This window comes from Falsiroseomonas sp. (assembly GCF_041690465.1).
In the GTDB taxonomy this organism is placed as follows: domain Bacteria; phylum Pseudomonadota; class Alphaproteobacteria; order Acetobacterales; family Acetobacteraceae; genus Falsiroseomonas.
The window spans coordinates 211,773-227,540 of the sequence record NZ_JAWLHG010000003.1; the positions used below are offsets into that span (position 1 = coordinate 211,773).

17 protein-coding genes are annotated in these 15,768 nt (G+C 72.3%); 11 read left to right on the plus strand and 6 right to left on the minus strand.

The features are described 5' to 3' along the window. Positions 1 to 10 precede the first annotated feature (10 nt). Positions 11 to 1,435 carry a M20 family metallopeptidase gene (locus ACESM1_RS04915; protein WP_372618271.1) on the minus strand — a complete coding sequence of 475 codons (1,425 nt, stop codon included), beginning with the start codon at positions 1,433 to 1,435 and terminating at the stop codon, positions 11 to 13. A 98-nt stretch (positions 1,436 to 1,533) separates the two neighbouring features. Between ACESM1_RS04915 and ACESM1_RS04920 the strand changes: the two genes are divergently transcribed. Continuing rightward, positions 1,534 to 2,256, plus strand: a complete 723-nt coding sequence (locus tag ACESM1_RS04920; protein WP_372618273.1) for an aspartate/glutamate racemase family protein — start codon at positions 1,534 to 1,536, stop codon at positions 2,254 to 2,256. Between the two features lie 7 nt (positions 2,257 to 2,263). Here ACESM1_RS04920 and ACESM1_RS04925 read toward each other — a convergent pair whose 3' ends face one another. Next, on the minus strand, positions 2,264 to 3,370 hold the full coding sequence (locus ACESM1_RS04925; RefSeq protein WP_372618275.1) for an FAD-dependent oxidoreductase: 1,107 nt from the start codon (positions 3,368 to 3,370) through the stop codon (positions 2,264 to 2,266). A gap of 68 nt (positions 3,371 to 3,438) precedes the next feature. Here ACESM1_RS04925 and ACESM1_RS04930 point away from each other — a divergent pair, with 68 nt between their 5' ends. The 5 genes from ACESM1_RS04930 to ACESM1_RS04950 all read left to right on the plus strand — a co-directional run bounded on the left by ACESM1_RS04930 (position 3,439) and on the right by ACESM1_RS04950 (position 7,403). Continuing rightward, the gene (locus ACESM1_RS04930) at positions 3,439 to 3,822 is read left to right on the plus strand and encodes a VOC family protein (RefSeq protein ID WP_372618277.1); all 384 of its coding nucleotides are present in this window, start codon (positions 3,439 to 3,441) and stop codon (positions 3,820 to 3,822) included. Between the two features lie 22 nt (positions 3,823 to 3,844). Further along, positions 3,845 to 5,020 carry an MFS transporter gene (locus ACESM1_RS04935; protein WP_372618278.1) on the plus strand — a complete coding sequence of 392 codons (1,176 nt, stop codon included), beginning with the start codon at positions 3,845 to 3,847 and terminating at the stop codon, positions 5,018 to 5,020. An 83-nt stretch (positions 5,021 to 5,103) separates the two neighbouring features. After that, positions 5,104 to 5,931 carry a transporter substrate-binding domain-containing protein gene (locus ACESM1_RS04940; RefSeq protein ID WP_372618280.1) on the plus strand — a complete coding sequence of 276 codons (828 nt, stop codon included), beginning with the start codon at positions 5,104 to 5,106 and terminating at the stop codon, positions 5,929 to 5,931. A gap of 58 nt (positions 5,932 to 5,989) precedes the next feature. Beyond that, positions 5,990 to 6,658: an amino acid ABC transporter permease gene (locus tag ACESM1_RS04945; protein WP_372618282.1), complete on the plus strand. Its 669-nt coding sequence runs from the start codon at positions 5,990 to 5,992 to the stop codon at positions 6,656 to 6,658. 4 nt (positions 6,659 to 6,662) lie between these two features. Beyond that, positions 6,663 to 7,403 carry an amino acid ABC transporter permease gene (locus ACESM1_RS04950; RefSeq protein ID WP_372618284.1) on the plus strand — a complete coding sequence of 247 codons (741 nt, stop codon included), beginning with the start codon at positions 6,663 to 6,665 and terminating at the stop codon, positions 7,401 to 7,403. On the opposite strand, the gene ACESM1_RS04955 is transcribed toward ACESM1_RS04950, so the two are convergent. Genes ACESM1_RS04955 through ACESM1_RS04970 form a run of 4 tightly spaced genes read right to left on the minus strand, consistent with a single transcriptional unit; the run spans position 7,348 to position 11,086 of the window. Continuing rightward, the gene (locus tag ACESM1_RS04955; RefSeq protein ID WP_372618285.1) at positions 7,348 to 8,283 is read right to left on the minus strand and encodes a dihydrodipicolinate synthase family protein; all 936 of its coding nucleotides are present in this window, start codon (positions 8,281 to 8,283) and stop codon (positions 7,348 to 7,350) included. The genes ACESM1_RS04950 and ACESM1_RS04955 overlap by 56 nt on opposite strands. Next, positions 8,280 to 9,389 (minus strand): NAD(P)/FAD-dependent oxidoreductase, encoded by a 1,110-nt coding sequence (locus tag ACESM1_RS04960; protein ID WP_372618287.1) that lies wholly within the window; start codon positions 9,387 to 9,389, stop codon positions 8,280 to 8,282. The genes ACESM1_RS04955 and ACESM1_RS04960 overlap by 4 nt, the downstream gene beginning before the upstream one ends. Next, positions 9,390 to 10,814: an NAD(P)/FAD-dependent oxidoreductase gene (locus ACESM1_RS04965; protein ID WP_372618289.1), complete on the minus strand. Its 1,425-nt coding sequence runs from the start codon at positions 10,812 to 10,814 to the stop codon at positions 9,390 to 9,392. It lies immediately after the preceding gene. Further along, positions 10,814 to 11,086, minus strand: a complete 273-nt coding sequence (locus ACESM1_RS04970) for a (2Fe-2S)-binding protein (RefSeq protein ID WP_372618290.1) — start codon at positions 11,084 to 11,086, stop codon at positions 10,814 to 10,816. The genes ACESM1_RS04965 and ACESM1_RS04970 overlap by 1 nt, the downstream gene beginning before the upstream one ends. A 75-nt stretch (positions 11,087 to 11,161) precedes the next feature. Between ACESM1_RS04970 and ACESM1_RS04975 the strand changes: the two genes are divergently transcribed. The 5 genes from ACESM1_RS04975 (at position 11,162) to ACESM1_RS04995 (ending at position 15,758) form a co-directional block, all read left to right on the plus strand. Beyond that, positions 11,162 to 11,902, plus strand: coding sequence for an amino acid ABC transporter ATP-binding protein (locus ACESM1_RS04975; RefSeq protein ID WP_372618292.1), 741 nt, complete (start codon positions 11,162 to 11,164; stop codon positions 11,900 to 11,902). A gap of 17 nt (positions 11,903 to 11,919) precedes the next feature. Continuing rightward, positions 11,920 to 12,831, plus strand: a complete 912-nt coding sequence (locus ACESM1_RS04980) for a DUF6282 family protein (RefSeq protein ID WP_372618294.1) — start codon at positions 11,920 to 11,922, stop codon at positions 12,829 to 12,831. Positions 12,832 to 13,049: 218 nt separating this feature from the next. Beyond that, on the plus strand, positions 13,050 to 14,540 hold the full coding sequence (locus tag ACESM1_RS04985) for a sensor histidine kinase (RefSeq protein ID WP_372618296.1): 1,491 nt from the start codon (positions 13,050 to 13,052) through the stop codon (positions 14,538 to 14,540). Positions 14,541 to 14,551: 11 nt separating this feature from the next. Continuing rightward, positions 14,552 to 14,944: a response regulator gene (locus ACESM1_RS04990; RefSeq protein WP_372618298.1), complete on the plus strand. Its 393-nt coding sequence runs from the start codon at positions 14,552 to 14,554 to the stop codon at positions 14,942 to 14,944. 52 nt (positions 14,945 to 14,996) lie between these two features. Further along, positions 14,997 to 15,758 carry an SDR family NAD(P)-dependent oxidoreductase gene (locus ACESM1_RS04995; RefSeq protein WP_372618300.1) on the plus strand — a complete coding sequence of 254 codons (762 nt, stop codon included), beginning with the start codon at positions 14,997 to 14,999 and terminating at the stop codon, positions 15,756 to 15,758. The last annotated feature ends 10 nt before the right edge of the window (positions 15,759 to 15,768 follow it).

Below are 15,768 nucleotides of genomic sequence, written 5' to 3' on the forward strand. Positions count from 1 at the left end.
TGCCGTGCGGCTACTCGGCCAGAGACATGCCGAGCGCCGGCTTCGCATCGGCCGGCAGCGGGCTCTCATAGGGCCTGCCGCCGATGCGGGCCTGGTGGTCGGCCTTGGCCTTGGCGATCAGCCCAGGGTCGCGGATCGCGTCCAGCGCCACGCCCGCCATTGCCTTGGCCACATGCACCATGCCGGTATGCGCCATCGGCGACTTGCCCTGCGCCACCACCTGCCAGGAATGCGCCGGGGTGCCGACCGCCCAGGTGGCGCCGCGCGCCTGCACCGTCGGGACCTTCCAGGAGACATCGCCGACGTCGGTGGAGCCGACCATGCCCGCGCCCTTGGAGCTGACCGGCACGATGGCGTCGTGCAGCGGCTTGTCCTTCTCGACCGGCAGCCCGTGCCGGCGATAGGCGGCGGTGATGTCCTCCTCCCGCAGCGTCTTCTGGATCGCCGCGGCGAACTCCCGGTCCTCCGCGGTGAAGGGCGGCGGGCCGAGGCGCTCAAGGTTGGTGTGCAGCGCGGCTTCCAGCGGCTCGTTCGCCAGCAGGTTGGAGACGGCGGAGATCACCTGCGTCTCCACCGTGGTTTCCGTCATCAGCGCGGCGCCATCGGCGATCTTCCGCACGCGCTCCACCAGCGGCCGCAGTTCCTGCACGTCCCGCGCGCGGATGAGGTAGCGCACCTTGGCCCGGCCCTGCACCACGTTCGGCGCGATGCCGCCGGCATCGAGATAGGCGTAATGGATGCGCGCATCGGAGGGCATGTGCTCGCGCATGTAGTTCACGCCGACATTCATCAGCTCCACCGCATCCAACGCCGACCGCCCGAGATGCGGCGCCGCGGCGGCGTGGGAGGAACGGCCGTGGAAGGTGAAGTCGATCCGCGTGTTGGCGAGTGAAACCGGCTCGTTCACGCCGGCGAAGCAGGCCGGGTGCCAGGAGATGGCGATGTCCACGTCGTCGAAGGCGCCCGCGCGCACCATGAACCCCTTGGCGGCGCCGCCTTCCTCGGCCGGGCAGCCGTAGTAGCGCACGCGGCCGGGGATGCCGTTGGCCTTCAGCCAGTCCTTCACCGCGGCGGCCGCCAGCATGGCGCCGGCGCCGAGCAGGTTGTGGCCGCAGCCATGCCCGCTGGTCTCGCCCGGCACCGGCTTCGGCTCGGCGATGCCGGCTTCCTGGCTGAGGCCCGGCAGCGCGTCGTATTCGCCAAGGATGGCGATCACCGGCCCGCCCTCGCCGGCCTCGCCCATCACCGCGGTCGGGATGTCGGCGAGGTCGGTGGTGACGCGGAAGCCTTCGCGCTCCAGCATCTCGCGGTGCTGCTCGACGGAGCGCGCCTCGGCGTAGCAGAGCTCGGGCATGCCCCAGACGCGGTCCGCAAGGGCCTGGTATTCCGCCCGCTTCGCCTCGACCAGGCGCCAGATCTCGTCTTCGTTGCGCATCGTAAATATCCTGTCGTGTGGCGGCAATCTCGCATTCCGCGGCCGTTCCGTGAAGGCCGGCGGCTGCGCGGGGGCCTAGCGCGCGCTAGGTTGCTGCCATGCGCATCCTGCTGATCAATGCCAACACCACCGCCGCGATCACCGAAAAGCTGGCCACCATCGCGCAGGCCATGGCGCCGCCGGGCGTGATCTTCGCCGGCGCTACCGGCCGTTTCGGCGCCCGCTACATCGCCTCCCGCGCCGCCTCCGCCATCGCGGCGCATGCCGCCCTCGACGCCTATGCGGAGCACGGGGCGGGCGCGGATGCCGTGCTGCTCGGCTGCTTCGGCGATCCCGGGCTGGACGCGCTGCGCGAGATCGCACCGGTGCCGGTGGTCGGGCTGGCCGACGCCTCGGCCGAGGCGGCGATGCGCATCGCGCGGCGTTTCGGCGTGGTCACCGGCGGTGCCGCCTGGAAGCCGATGCTGGAGGAGTTCTTCGCCGCCCGCGGCCAAGCCGGGCGGCTGGCCGGGGTGCGCACCGTCGCCCCCTCAGGCGGCGAGATCGCCCGCGATCCGGAGGGCGCCCTCGCCCTGCTCGCCGAGGCCTGCGCCGCAAGTGCCGTGCAGGACGGGGCGGAGGCGGTGATCCTGGGCGGTGCCGGCCTGGCGGGGCTGGCGGCGAAGCTCGATGGCCGCGTTCCGGTGCCGGTGATCTGCTCGGTCGAGGCCGGGGTGCGCGCGGTCATCGCGGCGCTCGGCCAGCGGCCGACGAGGCCGCTGCCGCATGCGCCGGTGGAGACGGTCGGCCTTGGCCCGGCACTCGCCGCGCGGTTGGGCTGACCGCGGGCTACCCGGCGGCCTGGTAGCGGGCCATGAATCGGCGATCGATCCAGTCCTTCCACCACCACACCCAGCGGCCGCCGAACACCAGCCCGTTGCGCGTGCCGAGCGCATGCCCGTCGCCGAGCGAGAGCAGCACCAGCCAGTCCTGCTGCGGCGTGTAGGTTGCGAGCGGCCGGCCTTCCGCCGCTGCGCGCAAATTCTCCGCCAGCACCGGGCCCTGCCGCACCGCGAAGACGCCCGCCTTGGGGGCCGGCTCCGGCAGCAGGCTGGCGACGTCGCCCGCAGCAAAGATCGCGGGCTGGCCCACCGCCTGCAGCGTCGGCTCCACCAGCAGGAAGCCGCGCCCATCGCGTACCAGGCCGCTGCGCGCCAGCCATTCTGCCGGCGACGCACCGGTCGCCAGCAGCACCACATCGGCGGCCAGCGCCGGGCGCTCCTCGAAGCGCAGCGCGCCCTCCGTCACCTCCGACACATTCGCACCTTCATGCAGCGCAACACCCCGCGCGGCGAGCGCGGCGGCGGCGCGGCGGCGCAGCACCGCCGGCACCCCCGGCAGCAGGCCCGATTCGCCGGCCACCAGCACGATCCGCACCTTCCGCGGGCCGAGCCGCGCAGCCATCGCGAGCGACATCTCGAAGCCGGCCGCGCCGCCGCCGATCAGCGCCACCGCCTGGCCCGGGCGCACCTCGGCATCCAGGCCCTGCAATCGCGGCAGCAGCGCGTCGATCGGCTTGAGCGGCAGCGCATGCTCCGCCGCGCCCGGCAGGCGCGAGACATCCGGCGTCGCGCCGGTATCGATCGAGAGCAGGTCGTAGGCAATCGGGTCGCCACTGGCCCGATGCAGCCTCCGCGCACCAGGGTCGAGCCCCTCCACGCTGTCGATCACCAGCGCCGCGCCAGCTCGCGCGGCCAGCGCCCGCGTGTCGATCAGCGCCTGCTCCGGGTGGTAGAGGCCGGCCGCGACGCCGGGCAGCATGCCGGAATAGGGCGAGTGGCGCTCCCGCGTCAGCAGCGTGATGCGCCAGCCGGCAAGCGGCCGCGCCGCCAGGCGCCGCAGCACCTCGACATGGGCGTGGCCGCCGCCGGCCAGGAGCAGGTGCCGTTCCGCCATGCAATCCCCGATGCAGTCCGATCGCCCGACAGATGGCGCGGCGCGCGCCGATGCGCGAGAGTGGCGGCATGGAACCCTATCGCTTCGACCACATCCACTTCCGCAGCCCCGATCCCGAGGCCGCTGCCCGCCTCTGGATCGCTGCCTTCGGCGCCCAGCACAAGGCGAGCGTGCAGATCGCGGGCGCGCTCCGCGTCGTGCTGGAACTCGCCGGCAATACGCTGTTCATCGAGCAGGTGCCGGACGAGACCCCTGCGCCGCCGGCGCCACCCTTCCTCGGGCTCGAGCATATCGGGCTCGGCACGGACGACCTCGATGCCGCCATCGCCGATCTTGCCGCGAAGGGCGTGCCGTTGCTCTCCGGGCCGAAGCAGGCGCGGCCGGGCGTGCGGATCGCCTTCTTCGGCATGCCGGACGGCGTGCGGGTGGAGCTGATCGAGCGCAAGGGCTGAACGCCCAAGGACGGGGTCCAGCGTGACGCGCTGGCCCGCGATCCTGGCGATCGTCTTCGCTGGGATCGCCGCGGCCGCGCAAATCGGCAAGGTGCCGGCGGCGATGACGACGATCGCGGCGGAGTTCGGCCTGTCGCTGGCCGCCGCCGCGCTGCTCGTCTCGCTGGCGGCGCTGCTCGCCGGGCTGGGCGGGCTGGCGATCGGGCTGGCGGCGGCGCGCATCGGCGCGCGGCGCGGGCTGCTCGCCGGGCTGTCGCTCGCCGCGCTCGCCGCCGCCGTCGCACCCCTGGCGCCGAGCGCGCCGCCGCTCTTCGCCATACGCATTGCCGAGGGCGCGGGCTTCCTGCTGGTCGTGGTCTCCGCGCCCTCGCTCGTCGCGGCGCTCGCCGCGCCGGCCGACCGGCCTTCCGCCATGGGGCTGTGGGGCGGCTTCATGCCCGGCGGCATCGCACTCGGCCTGTTCACCGCGCCGGTGGTGGAGGCCGCCGGCTGGCGCCCGGCCTGGCTGCTCTGCGCCGCGCTGCTGCTGGCGGCGCTGGTGCTGTGCTGGCGGCTGATCCCCCGCATGCCGCCCGTGGCTGCCGGACCACGGCCGCGCCTGGCGGCGCAGCTGCGAGGGTTGATGGCGGCGCGGCGGCCGCTGCGCGTCGCCGGTGCCTTCGCCGCGTATAGCTGCCTGTATTTCGGCATTGCCGCCTTCCTGCCTGCCTATCTGGAATCGCTTGGCGTCGGCACCGGCTTGGCGGGCGGTGCGGCCGCGCTCGCCGCCATCGCCAACCTGGCCGGCAACCTCTCCGCGGCGGCGCTGATGCGGCGCGGCGTGGCGCCGGAGCGCCTGGTCACCGCCGGCGCGGCCGCGATGGCGCTGCTGGCCGCCGCGGTGTTCGCGCTGCCGCTGCCATCCGCTGCCATGGGCCTGGCGCTGCTGGCGTGCGGTGTCGGCGGGCTGGTGCCGGCATCCCTCTTCGCGCTGGTGCCTGCCAGCGTGCCGCGGCCCGACCTGGTGGCGCCGGCGATGGGCCTGACGATCCAGGGCAACAACCTGGTGCAGCTGCTCGCGCCACCGCTGCTCGGCCTGCTCGCGGGACTCGGCTGGGCGCTTCTTGCGCTGCCGCTGCTCGCCGCCGGGCTGTTCGCGGCCTGGATCGGTGCGATCCTGACCCGGGGCGGGTTGCCGTCCGCTCCACCCGCGACGTAGCCTTCCGCTCGAGCGGTGCGACAGACGCCGCCACGCAGGGGCACCGCGCCCGCCGCCACCGCCCGCCTTGGGAGACCTTCACCATGCCGATCTTCGACCGCCGCAACCTCTTCTCGCTCGCCGCTGGCGCGGCCGGCGCGGCGCTGCTGCCGGCCGCTTCCTCCGCCCGGCCGCTCGACCAGGTGCTGTCCACCAAGCGCCTGCGCGCCGGCATCAACCCGACGCTGCCGCCCTTCGGCACCTTCAACGAGCGGAACCAGATCGACGGCTTCGACGCCGACATCGCGCGCGAGATCGCGCGGCGCATGAATGTGGAACTCGAGATCGTGCAGGTCGGCAGCCCGGACCGCATCCCCTTCCTGCAGGCCGACCGCATCGACATCGTGCTCGGAGCCATGACCCGCACCATCGAGCGTGCGCTGGTGATCGATTACACCGTGCCGCTGCACACGCAATCCGTGGTGGTGCTGACCAAGCAGTCCGGCACGGCGGCGCCCATCAACACGCCTGCCGACCTGAACAACAGCGCGGTGCGGCTGGTGCAGGTGCGCGGCACCATCGGCGTGCCCTGGATCCAGGCCAATGCGCCACAGGCGCAGGTGACGCTGCTCGACAATTATCCCGACACCTTCCGCGCGATGGCGCAGGGCAGGGCGGATGCGATGGTGGACGTGTTGGAGAGCGTGGTGATCCCCATGCGCAACTTCCCGCAGGCGCAGTGGCGGGTGCTCGACCAGGTGCTCGGCAGCACCTGGGTCGGCATCGGCGTGCAGAAGGGCAACGACACGCTCAAGGACGTGCTGAACGTGGTGCTGTTCGAGCTGCATCGCGAAGGCTTCGTCAACCGCACCTGGGAGAAGTGGTTTGGCGTGCCGATGAAGACGCCGGTGCCGTTCAACCCGATGTTCTGAATCTTTCCTTCCTCCTCCCCCGCATGCGCGGGGGAGGGCTTCATGGAAGCCGCGCCGCGTGACACTCCAATACGGCCAGATCTGGCAGTACCTTCCCGACTTCCTCATGGGCGCGCTGGTGGCACTGTGGATCGCCGCCGTCGCCTTCGCCGGCGGCCTGGTGATCGGCCTGTTCGGCGCGGCGGTGCTCAGCTACGGACCCTGGCCGGCGCGTGCGGCGGTCGGCGCCTATGTCCGCTTCTTCACCTGGACGCCGCAGCTGGTGCAGATCTTCTTCCTGTTCTTCGCGCTGCCGGAAGTGGGCATCATCCTCTCGCCGGTCACCGCCGTGCTGATCGGCATGACGCTGAACGCCGGCGCCTATCTCACCGAGATCGAGCGCGCCGGCTTCGCCTCCGTGCCGCAGGCGGAGCTGGACGCGGCGGACTGCATGGGCTTCTCGCGCCTGCAGATCGTCTGGTACGTCATCGCGCCGCATGTGATCCGCGCGCTCTATCCCGCGCTCTCCAACCACTACATCATCATGACGCTCGGCACCTCCATGGCCGCGATCTTCGGCGTGGAGGAACTCACCGGGCGCGCGCTGAACGCCAATGCGATCTCCTTCCGCTCGGTCGAGATCTTCTCGGTGGTGGCGCTGATCTACATCGCGCTGACCATCATCGCCTCCACCCTGCTCTGGCTGGTCGGGCGCTGGATGTTCCGTATCAGGGCGAAGGTGTTCTGACGCGATGAGCGCCTGGGACATCATCGTCAGCGAAGCCCCGCGCTTCTTCACCTGGTGGAACCTGAAGTTCCTCGTCGAGGCGCTGGGCAACACGCTGATCGCCAGCGTGCTCGGCTGCGCGCTGGGCTATGCGCTCGGCTTCGCGCTCGCCGCCCTGCGCCTGCCGCAGCTGGTGCCCTTCGCGCCACTGCGCGCGCTCTGCGTGTTGTGGGTGGAGATTTTCCGCCGCATCCCCTTCCTGGTGCTGCTGCTGCTGGTCTTCTTCCTCAGCCAGTTCGCCGGGCTGGAGGCGCCGCTCTGGAGCGTCGCCGTCGCCGCGGTGGCGATCCGCATGTCCGCGCTGGCGGCGGAGAATGTCCGCGCCGGACTGGAATCCGTGCGCCCGACGCAGTGGGAAGCGGCGCTGACGATGAACCTGCGCCCCTGGACCGTGCTCGGGCGCATCGTGCTGCCGCAGGCCTGGCGGGTGATCCTGCCGCCCTCCATCGCACATGTGCTTTCGATGGTGAAGGAGACGTCGCTGGTCAGCCAGATCGGCTTCATCGAGATCACCTTCGCCGCGAAGATGCTGACCCAGCGCGGCTTCTCCGCGCTTCTCACCTACGGCACGGCGCTGGTGCTCTATTTCCTGGTCGGCTGGGCGCTGGCCTCGCTCGGTCGCTGGGCGGAGCGGCGGCTGACGACGCGCGCTACAGCCCCGTCTCCCGCAGCGCCGCGCGCAGCATCGCCGCTTCCGGCCCCGTGACAGGTGGCTGCGGCGGGCGTACCGCCGGGTCGGGGATCACGCCCGTCTCGGCAAGGCAGAATTTCAGCCGCGCTGTGGCGCGTCCGGCCGGCGGCGCGCCATAGATCGCCTCGGCGAGCGGCTCCAGCCGGTCATGCAGTGCGCGCGCGGTCGGCAGGTCTCCGGCGCGCACCGCCGCATCCAGTGCGACGATCTCATCCGGCAGGATATCGGCCAGCGACACCAGCGAGCCGTCCGAGCCATGCACCATGCAGGCCAGCAGATGCTCGTCGCCACTGGCGCAGAACGCCACGTCGGGCCGCTTCGCCTTGCAGATGCGGCGCAGCGCATCGTAGCGGTCCACTTCCCAGCCGCCTTCCTTCACGCCGACAACGTCCGGCAGATCGAGCAGCGCCTCGAAGGTCTCGGGCGTGAAGGCCATGCGGCCGGCGCCGTGATGCGCGGCGAAGAGGAACACCGGCATGCCCGGCACGGCGCGCATGATCGTCGTGTGGTGCAGCAGCGCCATCTCCGTGGTCTGCGCCAGGGCGAAGCCGTTGGGCAGGAAGATCATGATGGCGTCGGCACCGGCCTCGCGGGCCTCGCGCGCTTCCTCGGCCGCTTCCAGGCTGCCCTCGGCATTCACGCCCGCGACGACGATGCGGCTGGCGCCGACGGTCGCCACCGTCACCTCCACCGCGCGTCGCTTCTCCGCGCGCGACAGCACGAAGTTCTCGCCGGCATGGCCGTTCATCAGCACGCCGGCGATGCCGGGGCGCAGCACGCAATGCGCGGTGTGGCGCGCATAGGCCTCCCAGTCCGGCGCGAAGTTCCCCGAGCGCATTGGCAGCACGGTCGAGGGATAGATGCCATGGAAGCGGTTCGCGCCGTCCGGGATCATGCGAGTTCCTTCGCGAGCAGCCGGTCAATGGGGAAGAGCGGCAGCTCCGGCGCCTCGCCGAGTACCGCCTGTGCCAGCAGCTTCCCGAAATAGGGCCCGCTCGTATAGCCGGAATGCACGCTGCCGATGATCCAGGCATCCGGCACGCCGGGGATCGGGCCGATGGCGGGCAGCGCATCCGCCGTCTCCGCCTCCAGCCCCAGCCAGGCGCGCACCACCCGCGCGTCGCGCAGCGCCGGCACCGTGTGCGCCGCCAGCCTGATGTTGCCCTGCAGGTTCTCCGCCCGCACCGCCAAGCCGCCGCGCGCGCGGTCGCCGATGCCCTGCCAGCCGCCGCCGATCAGCACCGTGCCGTTCGCATACTGCTTCAGCGAGAGCAGGCCGGACGCGACGCCCAGCACCGTCCGCATCACCGGCCGGATGCGCTCGGTGACAACGAGTTGGTTGATCAGCACCTTGATCGGCAGATGCACGCCGAGCCAGCCCGCCATTTCCTCCAGCCACACGCCGCCCGCCAGCACGATCCGCCGCGCGCGCAGCGGCCCCGCGACGGTGTCGAGCGTGAACCCATCCGCCGCCTGCTCCACGCCGCGCACGCCGCGCCCCTCGAACAGCGCGACGCCGGCATTGAGCAGCGCAGGACGGAAGGCGCGGCCGGTGAGATAGGCGCTGGTGAAGCCGTCGATCGGGCAATGCCCGGCCAGCAGCACGCGGTCCGACAGCCCCGGCTCGATCTCCATCGCCCGCCCGCCGGAGACCAGCTCGATCGGCGCGCCGGCCTGGCGGCGGAAATGCGCCCGTTCCTCCAGCATGGCCGCCTCGTGCTCGGTGAAAGCCACGGAGAGGCCGGGGCAGGACACCGCCAGCACATCGCCGCCATCGCACCATTCTGGCATGCGCAGCCACATCTCATGCGCGCGCAGCGCATAGGGGATCAGCGCCGCGCGGGTCATCTGCATGGTGAGCGTGCCGGCGTTGACGCCGGATGCCTCGCGGCAGATCGCACCGCGATCGAGCAGCGCCACCTGCATCCCGCCGCGCGCCAGGTGCAGCGCGGTGCTGCACCCCATCACGCCCGCTCCGAAAATGGCCGCGTCGAAGATCATTTAGATCGGCGCCGGCTTCGGCACGGGGATGTCGGCGTAGTCGAACTCGCCCAGCAGCGCCTCCATCGGCACCGGCCGCAGCGGCATCCGCCCGGTCGCGAAACCCGCATGCTCCCGCCCGCCGACGCGGATCGCCACCAGCTCCGCCGCCGCCTCGCCACACAGCCGGCCCTGGCAAGGCCCCATGCCGCAGCGGGTGAACTGCTTGAGCTGGTTCATCTCAGCCGCTCCGTCATCCAGCGCCGCCTCGATCTCCGCCCGCGTCACCCCCTCGCAACGGCAGACCACCGTCTCCGGCGGAATGGCCGAGACCAGCGCCGGCCGCAGCGCCATCATCCGGGCCATCGCCGCGCCGGTGCGCGCGGCGCGCCAATGCTCCGCCCAGGGCCGCCAGCGTGCCCGCGCGTGCGCCCGGCCCGAGAGGATGCCGAGATCGGTCAGCGCCGCCAGCGCGGCGAGACGTCCCGCCGCCGGCGCCGCCGCCGCGCCGCGCACCCCGCCGCCATCGCCCGCGACATAGAGCAGCTTCACCGAGGTGCGCCGGTCCGCATCCAGCACCGGCACCCATCCGCCGGCGGCGCGGTCGTAGCGATGCGCGGCACGGAACAGTCGCGTCGCCTCGGTGGCCGGCACGAGGCCATGGCCGATGCAGAGGGCATCGCAGTCGAAGCTCTCCGTCTGGCCTGTCGCGGTGACGATCCGCACCCGCTCCAGCGCGCCGCCACCTTCCGCCGCGGCCACGCGCGCACCCGCCAGCACCGGCACGCTGCGCGACGCCAGCGCCGCGCGCCAGGCGGCGCCGCGCGCCAGCAGGTCCGGCCGCGCCGCCAGCGCCGGCAGTGCGCGTGCCCATTCGGCGCGGGTCGCGAGGTCTGCCATCGCGACCACCTCCGCACCCGCCTTGTGCAGCTTCGCCGCCACCGCGTAGAGCAGCGGCCCCGCGCCGGCCACCAGCACGCGGCGTCCCGGCAGCACGCCCTGCGCCTTCAGCAGGATCGTCGCCGCCGCCAGCCCGATCACGCCGGGCAGCGTCCAGCCGGGGAAGGGGATGATGCGCTCATGCGTGCCGGGGCAGAGCACCAGCGCGCGCGCCTCCAGCGTCACCGGTGCGCCTTCGGCCAGCGCATCCACGCGGAACGGCGCGGGCGGGCTACCCTGCGGCACCAGCGGCCCGCCGCCGAGCCCCCAGACGCGATGCCCGGTGCGGATCTCCGCGCCGCTCCCCGCCAGCGCCGCGCGCAGCGCATCGCCGGCGCGCTTGTCGGCATCCTCGGGCACCACGAAGCCGGGCGGTGCGGCGCGATACACCTGCCCGCCGGGCTGCGGGCTCTCCTCCAGCAGCACAACGCGCCCGCCACGCCGCGCGGCCTCCGTGGCCGCCGCCATGCCGGCGGGACCGGCGCCGAGCACCGCCACGTCGAACATCAGGCCGGCCCGACCCGCAGGCCGGCGCGCACCGGTGTCAGGCAGGCCTGCACCAGCCGTCCCTCCACCCGCACCAGGCATTGCTGGCAGGTGCCCATCATGCAGAAGGCGGCGCGCGGCGAGCCCGGCCCCTCGCCGAGTCGCCGTACGCCCGCGGCCATCAGCGCCGCCGCCAGGCTCTCGCCCACCGGCGCGCGCAGCGGGCGGCCGTCGAAGCTGAACTCGACCTCGGGCGGGCGCGCGATGCCGGGGATGCGCAGGGATTCGCTCACCCGCCGGAGGATAGTCCCGCCGGGCGCCGCGTCCATGCTTGACGGCGCGCCGCCACGCCCGAAGGATCGCCGGCGATGAGCTTCCTCGCCCTCGAAGGCCTCTCTGCCAGCCATGACGGCCGCACGGACGTGCTGCGCGACGTCACGCTCGGCATCCGCCAGGGGGAGGTGGTGGGGCTGATCGGCCCGTCCGGTTCCGGCAAATCCTCGCTGCTGCGCGCGCTGGTCGGCCTGCTGAAGCCGCGCGCCGGCCGCGTCACTGTCGCGGGCCAGACGGTGGATTACGCCAGCCGCGCCAGCCTGCGCGCCGCGCGCGACCGCTTCGCCATCGTCTTCCAGCAATACAACCTGTTCCAGAACATGACCGCGCTGCGCAACGTCGCCGTCGCGCCGACCCTGGTGAAGAAGCGCCCCGCGCGCGAGGTGGAGGCGGAGGCGCGCGCGCTGCTGGAACGCGTCGGCCTCGGCACCAAGCTGCATGCCTATCCGGATGAGCTCTCCGGCGGCCAGCAGCAGCGCGTCGCGATCGCCCGCGCGCTGGCGCTGAAACCCGACATCCTGCTGCTCGACGAGGTCACCAGCGCGCTCGACCCCGAGCTGGTGACCGAGGTGCTGGACAGCATCCGCGCGCTGCGCGACGAGGGCATGACGATGCTCGTGGTCAGCCACGAGATGGCCTTCATCCGCGAGGTCGCGAGCACCGTCGTCTTCATGGACCAGGGCCGCGTTGTCGAGACCGGCCCGCCCGCGCAGATCTTCGATGCGCCGGAAAGCCCGCGCCTGCGCGACTTCACGGCGAAGATTCTTCGCCACTAGATCAAGGAAACGCCGCGATGCCCTGGATCCCGCCCGGATCGCACATGCTGCGCGGCGCCATAGACTGCCACGTCCATTGCGCACCGCACCTCAACGCCCGCTCCGTCAATGTCTTCGAGGCGGTGCGCCAGGCCGCTGCGGCGGGCATGCGGGCCATCGGCATCATGTGCAACTTCCAGAACACCTCAGGCTTCGCGGCCCTGGCGAATGAGGAGCTCGGCCATCTCGGCTGCCAGGCCTTCGGCGGGGTCATCATGCAGCCCACCGCCGGCGGCGTGACGCTGGAGGTCGCGAAGGCCGCGATCGGCTACGGCTACGGCCCGGGCACAGGCGCGCGCTTCGTTTCACTGCCGACGCACCACACCCGCTACATCGCCGAGCGCGAAGGCCGCAGCCCCGCCTTCCTGGAGACCACGTTCCAGGTCCCTCCCAACGGCCGCGTGCCCGATCCCGTCCCCGCCATCATGGAGCTCTGCGCCGAGAAGGACGTGGTGTTCGATTGCGGCCACGTCTCCGGCCGTGAGGCGGTGGCGCTGGCGGAGGAGGCGCAGCGCCGCGGCGTGACGCGACTGCGCACCCATGGCTCCCGTTACGCCGAGGAGGAGATCCGCGCCATTGTCGCCCTCGGTGGCTATGTGGAACTGTCCTTCTTCATTCTCACCCACGCCACCCAGGTCGGGCTGACACATGTGGATGAGGAGAAACACCGCATTGCCGGCGGCGCCACCATCCATGATTTCGCCCCGCGCATCCTGGCGGCCGGCGAGCGCTGCATTCTCTCCTCCGATGCCGGCGTCTTCCTGCTGCCGCCGCCGGTCGAGGCGTTCCGCGAATACCTGCTGCTGGTCGAGAGCGCCGGCTTCTCAGAGACGGAGATCCGTCGCATGACGGTGGCCAACCCGGCGGCCTTGTTCGGCCTCCCCACCTGACCATCAGTGCTGCACGCATTGCGTGTAGAACACGATGCCGCGACAATCGCACACCACACGGATCCGTGTGCCTGCCCGGGGCGGCGTAGCTGGCCGATATGCGCTAGACAGACCAGCAATATTCGCGGAAAAGGCGATAGGAGCGAATGCCTTTCGCAACAGCAATGCCTGAGCTACCGATTGTTGCGCCCGGACTCTGCCTGCTGACTGATCCTGCCGTGGTCTGGCTGCACCTGCTCTCGGATGTGGCGATCGGGCTCGCCTACCTGTCCATCCCGCTGGTCCTGATCGTCGTGCTGCTGCGCCGGCGAGACCTCGCCTATCCCTGGCTGGTCGGCCTGTTCGCCACCTTCATCCTCTCCTGCGGCGCCACCCACCTGATGCACGCCTTCGCCTTGTTCCAGCCGGCGCCTATCGCCGAAGGCCTGCTGAAGGCGCTCACGGCCGGCATCTCGGTCGCCGTTGCCGCCACCCTGTGGCCGGTGCTGCCGCGGCTGCTCGCCCTGCGCTCACCGGCCGCATTGGCCCGCGAGGTGGAGGAGCGCCGTGCCGCCGAACTGCGCGCCCGGGACTCGGAGGCACGCGTGGCGACCCTCATCGCCAACCTCGCGGAGGCCATCTTCGTGGTGCGGGTCTCGCCCGAAGGCACGCTGGCGCTTGAGACGGTGAACCCGGCCTTCGAACGCATGCTCGGCCTGCAGGCCGATATCGTCCTCGGCGTGCCGGCGGAGCAGGCCCTGCCGCCCGTGCTGCGGGCCGCCGCGCTGCCTCACTGGCGCCGCGCCGCCGCGGAAGGCGAGACGCTGGAGTATGAGATTGCCGCCGATCTGCCGACCGGACGCCGTGCCTGGCAGACCGTGCTGGTGCCGATGCGCGGCGCCGATGGCCGCGTGGAACGACTGCTCGGCTCCGCGCGCGACGTCACGGCCACGCGCCGGCTGCAGGCGAACCTGATACAGAGCGCACGCTTGGCGACGGTCGGCACGATGTGCGCGGGCCTCGCGCATGAGGCCAGCCAGCCGCTCAACACCGCGCTGCTCTGGCTGCGCCGCATCCGCTCCGTTGCCGGGCCGCTGCCGCCGGGGCAGCAGGCCGGGCTGGAGCGAGCATCTGCCGTGATGGAGGAACAGCTGCGCCGCGCCGGCGAACTGGTCGCGCGGATGCGCGCGCTGGCCGGCGACGAAACCGCGCAGGCAGCGCAATTCGACGCCACGCAGCCGGTCGCCGCGGCACTGCGTGTCGCCGCCTCGCAATACGCGACCGAGGAGATCTCGGTCACATTGCGCGGCACGGGCGAGGAACTGCCGGCGAAGGGCAGCGCGGCGAGGCTGGAGCAGGCGGTGCTGCAGATGCTGGCGAATGCGCGCGACGCCGTGCTGGAGCGCCGCCGCGCGGAGCCCGCCGCCATCGCCAGCATCGAGGTCGCGCTCCGGCGGGAGGGCGGACGCATCGTCGTCGAGGTGTGCGACACCGGCACCGGGCTCGACGAGGCATTGCGCGAGTCGATCTTCGATCCGTTCTTCACCACCAAGGAGCCAGGGCGCGGCGCGGGGCTCGGGCTGCCCTTCGCGGCCGGCGTGGCACGCTCCATGGGGGGCGCGATGGAAGCATGGAACCTTCCCGGCGGCGGCGCCTGCTTCCGGATGGAGATTGCCGCAGCCGACCAGGCGCTGCCCTCCGCCGCTGCCATCGGCATCGCGGCCGCCTGAGCAGACGGCGGATGTCGAAGGTGAACCGCGTGACACGGCGCATCCTGGTTGCGGAGGACGAGGCGCTCGCAGCCATGGCCATCGAGGAGGAGTTGCTCGGCGCCGGCTACGAGGTGGAGCTTGCGCCTGATGGCCAGGCGGCGCTGGACGCCGCGCGCGTTGCGCTGCCGGACCTGCTGCTGACCGATCTGCGCATGCCGCGCCTCGACGGCGTCGGGCTGATCCGCGCCCTGCGTGCGCTCGCGCCCGAACTGCCGGTGGTGGTGATGACCGGCTATGCCCCGCTCGGCAGCACCGAGTCCTTCCGCCGCACGGGGGAAGGGCCCGTGGAGGTCTTCGCCAAGCCGCTCGACATGGATGCCGTGCTGGCGGCGCTGCGGCGCCTGCTGCCGGCGGAGGGATAGCCCCGGCGCCATTCGGTTGACCGGGCCCGCCGTGGGTGGAAGCCTGTGGCACATGACCGACGCCGTCTTCTCCCTGGCCGGGCGCGTGGCGCTGGTGACCGGCGCCTCCGGCGGGCTCGGCCGGCATTTCGCGCGCGTGCTGCATCGCGCCGGCGCCGCAGTGGCCCTTGCCGCGCGGCGGCCGGAGAGCGTGGCGGCGGATGCCGCCGAACTTGGCGAGCGCGCGCTGGCGGTGGCGCTGGACGTCACCGATCCGGCCTCGATCGAAGCGGCGCTGGACGCGGTGCAGGCGGCCTTCGGCACCTGCGACCTGCTGGTGAACAACGCCGGCATCGCCGCCACGAAGCCCTTCCTCGACCACGGCGCGGCGGATTGGGACCAGGTGATGGCCGTGGACCTGCGCGGCGCCTTCCTGATGGGCCAGGCGGCGGCGCGGCGGATGGTCGCGGCGGGCAGGCCGGGCGTGATCGTCAACATCGCGTCCATCCTCGGTGCGCGGGTGATCCCGGGGGTAGCCGGATATTCCGCGGCCAAGGCGGGCCTGCTGCATCTGACGCGGCAGATGGCGGTGGAGCTCGCGCGGCATCGGATCCGCGTGAACGCCTTGGCGCCGGGCTACATCGCCACCGACATCAACCGCGGCTTCTTCGAAACCGAGGCCGGCCAGGCCGTGGTGAAGCGCATCCCGCAGCGCCGACTCGGCCGCGTGGAGGATCTCACCGGCCCGCTGCTGCTCCTGGCCAGCGAGGCCGGTGCGCACATGACGGGCAGCGTCGTCACCGTGGATGGCGGGCATTCCGTCAACAGCCTGTAGGATCGCCGCC

What these genes read in the sequence shown, in the direction of transcription:
- ACESM1_RS04915 (WP_372618271.1), bottom strand. Translation starts at nt 1,435, where the DNA reads ATGCGCAACGAAGACGAGATCTGGCGCCTGGTCGAGGCGAAGCGGGCG.
- ACESM1_RS04920 (WP_372618273.1), top strand. Translation starts at nt 1,534, where the DNA reads ATGCGCATCCTGCTGATCAATGCCAACACCACCGCCGCGATCACCGAA.
- ACESM1_RS04925 (WP_372618275.1), bottom strand. Translation starts at nt 3,370, where the DNA reads ATGGCGGAACGGCACCTGCTCCTGGCCGGCGGCGGCCACGCCCATGTC.
- ACESM1_RS04930 (WP_372618277.1), top strand. Translation starts at nt 3,439, where the DNA reads ATGGAACCCTATCGCTTCGACCACATCCACTTCCGCAGCCCCGATCCC.
- ACESM1_RS04940 (WP_372618280.1), top strand. Translation starts at nt 5,104, where the DNA reads ATGCCGATCTTCGACCGCCGCAACCTCTTCTCGCTCGCCGCTGGCGCG.
- ACESM1_RS04950 (WP_372618284.1), top strand. Translation starts at nt 6,663, where the DNA reads ATGAGCGCCTGGGACATCATCGTCAGCGAAGCCCCGCGCTTCTTCACC.
- ACESM1_RS04955 (WP_372618285.1), bottom strand. Translation starts at nt 8,283, where the DNA reads ATGATCCCGGACGGCGCGAACCGCTTCCATGGCATCTATCCCTCGACC.
- ACESM1_RS04960 (WP_372618287.1), bottom strand. Translation starts at nt 9,389, where the DNA reads ATGATCTTCGACGCGGCCATTTTCGGAGCGGGCGTGATGGGGTGCAGC.
- ACESM1_RS04965 (WP_372618289.1), bottom strand. Translation starts at nt 10,814, where the DNA reads ATGTTCGACGTGGCGGTGCTCGGCGCCGGTCCCGCCGGCATGGCGGCG.
- ACESM1_RS04975 (WP_372618292.1), top strand. Translation starts at nt 11,162, where the DNA reads ATGAGCTTCCTCGCCCTCGAAGGCCTCTCTGCCAGCCATGACGGCCGC.
- ACESM1_RS04980 (WP_372618294.1), top strand. Translation starts at nt 11,920, where the DNA reads ATGCCCTGGATCCCGCCCGGATCGCACATGCTGCGCGGCGCCATAGAC.
- ACESM1_RS04990 (WP_372618298.1), top strand. Translation starts at nt 14,552, where the DNA reads ATGTCGAAGGTGAACCGCGTGACACGGCGCATCCTGGTTGCGGAGGAC.
- ACESM1_RS04995 (WP_372618300.1), top strand. Translation starts at nt 14,997, where the DNA reads ATGACCGACGCCGTCTTCTCCCTGGCCGGGCGCGTGGCGCTGGTGACC.